Source organism: Hydrogenophaga sp. (genome assembly GCF_048549895.1).
GTDB lineage: Bacteria > Pseudomonadota > Gammaproteobacteria > Burkholderiales > Burkholderiaceae_C > Hydrogenophaga.
Genome location: NZ_JBLYYB010000178.1, coordinates 1 through 3,492 on the forward strand (window position 1 = coordinate 1; position 3,492 = coordinate 3,492).

Consider the following 3,492-nt stretch of genomic DNA (forward strand, 5'->3'; position numbering starts at 1 on the left):
CCATCGCCAGGGTTTGCTGTTTCATCTTCACCTTCGTGTCTCTGGTGTCTCGATACATGCAAACCTCGCGCCACCTCTCAACTTGTTCAGCGTAGCCTTAATTGAGTTCCCCTTTTGGGGGTTCACCGTCCCGATGTGAAAAAAGCCCTGACCAACTGGTCGTTGAGTACGAGTGTGGTGCAGTGTCACTAATGTCCCCCTTGAATTTCTTTGGCACTCCGCGAATGTTGGTCGCCGCTTAGCGGTCGCCAAGTCTTCATACAACCAATATACCGCTGCACAGTTCGCCAAGACTGCTCTCAATCCCATCACTGTCTACAGTTCTGTGCATGCAGCGCACTGACCTAGGCTTGGTGTGCCCTAGGTCGGTAAACTTTGAAGTCGAAGGTAACCCATGGAAAAAATCCCGTTCACCTCTTACGATTTTTGGGCGTATTTGTCGGCGGGTTTCCTGTTGCTGTTTGTGGCTGACCAGGTCGCAGGCACGGGACTGTTGGCAAGAGACTCATGGACCATCGTGCAGGGCGTTGTTGCAGTCGCCAGCGCTTATGCGGTTGGTCAACTTGTTGCAAGCTGCTCGTCTTTCTTTTTCGAGCGACTGCTCGTCGGGAAGTTGCTCGGCTTCCCTCGCGACGTGGTCTTCGGCCGCGTAAACGCGCCGGGCTGGCTGCGAGCCTGCATGCCCGGCTACTTCAAGGAGCTGCCCGAAGAGACCAGGAAACGAGCAATTGAAAAGGCTACTTTGGAGGGCGTCACGGGTCCCGGTGAGTCGATGTTTTGGGCCGCCTATGGACGGGCCCGCTCCGACGCGGTTGTCATGAACCGACTCGACAATTTCCTGAATCTCTATGGCTTCTGTCGCAACACGGCGCTCGTCGCTTTCTTGGACGCGGCGCTGCTTTACTGGTCCTACAGCTGGAACGGCGGGCCGGAGCCCCACCTTCAGTGGTCCTTGGCAGCATTGGCAGTTGGTTTCGGAATGACCTTCCGCTACCTCAAGTTCTTCCGCCACTACGCCGTAGAAGTTTTCACCTCGTACGCGCACAGCAAGAGCAATTGATGGCGGTACTCCCTGTAAACGATGCACTACTGCAGGTCTTCGACGTCGAGCACGGTGGCTGCGCGCTCCTGACCACTCCGGCAGGCTTTGGTGGCTTTCGGCGGGTGCTCATCGACTGCGGTCACAACGCATCTCAAGGCTGGTACCCAGGGCAGCACCTTCGCGGACTAGGTGTGACGTTTCTCGAGCAACTTGTAGTGACCAACTACGACGAAGACCACGTCTCGGGCTACCCAGACTTGCTCGCTCAGGGCATCTACGTAGACTGGATTGCCCGGAACACAACTGTATCGCCTGAGACCATTCGAATACTCAAGAGCGAGGACGGCATGGGCAAAGGCATTGACACGTTGGTGCGGAGCCTTGGTGCGTTCGGCTTGGTGGGTGATAACGGGAAATCCGTTCCTAAGTTCCAGGGTGTATCAATGGAGTACTTCTTTAACAGCTACCCGATGTTCGAGGATGAGAACAACCTCAGCTTGGTGTTGTACCTGACGGTTTACGGCACCTCTTTCCTGTTCTCGGGGGACATGGAGTGCGACGGGTTCGAGCACCTGCTGGCTACCAATGTCCGTTTCCGCCAGATTGTTCCGAACATCAATGTGCTGATGGCGTCACACCACGGCAGGGCCAATGGCGTTTGCCCCGAGATGTTCGATTCCTACGGGTGTCGCCCGCAGTTAGTTGTCATTTCCGACGACTACAAGCAGTACGCCACCCAAGAAACAACCAACTACTACGCCTCCAAGACGACAGGCATTACAAATTTCCGGGCGCAAGGTGTTTCGCGCAGTGTGCTCACAACGCGCAAGGATGGAGACATTCACTTCGCCTGGGCCAACGGCGGTTGCTCGGTCAGCTGAAACTCCAGAGTTGGATTTTAAATTCTTAGGTGTTGTTTCTACAATTGGTAGCACCATACCTGCCCAGGTCTCACCTGGTCGTGCCTCTCCAAGGAAGAACTCCTCCACGCCCTCCGGCGGGGAGGAGCGCGCGGGCCCTGCTCTCATGAGGCCAGTTCGACAACGTAGAGAGGATGTTCTGCGTTATGCGGCCAGGAGTGCCCTCCCCCATCAAAGATGCATGGCTGCTGATGGAGCCCCGGTGGTCAACCATTGGGGCTCCATGTCACTTACTTGCGCGGCGGGTTGTTCCCGCGCCCACCGCCAGAAGGATTGCCGGTCTTGCTGGGTCCGTTCTCAAGGGTCATGTTCTTCATTTAGTGCTCCTGGTCCCGGGAAAAAAGAGCGAGCAACATCAGACCCCGGGGCCAATACCCGATGCCGCTCGTATGAAAAAAAGGGTTCAGTTCGCCAGTCGACTGGCTGCCAAGTACTGTTCGTACTGGTCTTGGAACTGCGACTTCATCCCCTCAAGACGTGCCTGAGCCGTCTCGATGCTCCTCGCACTCCAAGGTGCTCTTTTCGAGCTGCCGTCCGGAAGCTTCTCATGAAGTTCTATGGAAAGAACTGGTCCAAAACGGGGTGTGAAGCCGTTCTTGATGGCTTGGCGCAACAGAGCTGGAGGGAGGTTCAAATCCAGGCGAATTGAGCTTGCGCAGGGCTTCCACTGCCAGTACTCCAATGGCCAAGGCGGAAGATGAGGAAAGAGGTGAGGCCAGACGTCAGCGGTCAACCAATTCAACGCGACGGAATGGCCGTTTCCTTCACGGGAAAAGGCTTCCAGCCGGTCGCTTAGAAAATCGTCAAGCTCAAGTGACTTCACGAACACGGGAAGTTCGTGTGGTCCTTTGGCCGAGTCATCTGCACTGGGTGAGTCAGCGGTCGGATGGCTTGATGAAGCATCTTCTGGACGCATGACCACAAGCTGAAGATTGCGAAGCGCTTTCGGCTCAATTGCTCCATCAAATCCCACAACGAAGTTTGCTTGAGTACGTGCGTCCTCAATCAACCAGTCGATGAAGAATCGGTCCAGCCATGTGGCCGAGCACCACTGGAGCCCCTTCTCGTCTGCCTGGCATCGTGAGAACTGTATTTGCCTGGTGCCGCCACGGTGATGTGGCTGCTCCAGTGATATCCGGAACCAGTGGTCGTCCTCTGCGAAGCGCACCTGCGCATCGCTCTCATGATGGTTTTGCAGATACTGCGACATCTCCAAGCGGACCTCATGCGTGACGGCGCTGACGCCGCAAAGGATTTCGTGCCGCTCTGGACCTGGGATTCCTGATGCGATGAAAACCCAGTGTCCTTTTTCGCTTACGGGTCTGCGCAGTTCAGAGTAGCTCAGGCCCGTCAAAAGACCGAGGTGCTTGAACTCGTCTCCGGCATTTGTGAGCTGTGCGGCCTCAAGCCGCGAGGCCAAAGAGTCAGCCAGCGCCCCCTCTGGGGAGTCCTCGTCGCTGAACCGTGCCAGTGCCGCAGTGAGCTTGGCGGGGGCACCTCGCGATATTTGCTGGTGAATGCAGGCCTTGA

Annotated in this window: 3 protein-coding genes; 2 read left to right on the forward strand and 1 reads right to left on the reverse strand. The window is 56.4% G+C overall.

What is annotated here, in order from left to right; all coding sequences use genetic code 11:
• The first annotated feature begins 394 nt into the window (after positions 1–394).
• Together ACN4F8_RS17105 and ACN4F8_RS17110 are read left to right on the forward strand one after the other, a co-directional pair.
• Complete coding sequence (locus tag ACN4F8_RS17105) at positions 395–1,060, forward strand: hypothetical protein (RefSeq protein WP_419474668.1); 666 nt, start codon at positions 395–397, stop codon at positions 1,058–1,060.
• Positions 1,060–1,923 (forward strand): ComEC/Rec2 family competence protein, encoded by an 864-nt coding sequence (locus tag ACN4F8_RS17110; protein ID WP_419474669.1) that lies wholly within the window; start codon positions 1,060–1,062, stop codon positions 1,921–1,923. The genes ACN4F8_RS17105 and ACN4F8_RS17110 overlap by 1 nt, the downstream gene beginning before the upstream one ends.
• Positions 1,924–2,365: 442 nt before the next feature.
• Here ACN4F8_RS17110 and ACN4F8_RS17115 read toward each other — a convergent pair.
• On the reverse strand, positions 2,366–3,492 hold a 1,127-nt coding region (locus ACN4F8_RS17115), incomplete at its 5' end, for a hypothetical protein (protein WP_419474670.1).

Coding starts and splice junctions, on each gene's coding strand:
- ACN4F8_RS17105 (WP_419474668.1), top strand. CDS start 395: ATGGAAAAAATCCCGTTCACCTCTTACGATTTTTGGGCGTATTTGTCG.
- ACN4F8_RS17110 (WP_419474669.1), top strand. CDS start 1,060: ATGGCGGTACTCCCTGTAAACGATGCACTACTGCAGGTCTTCGACGTC.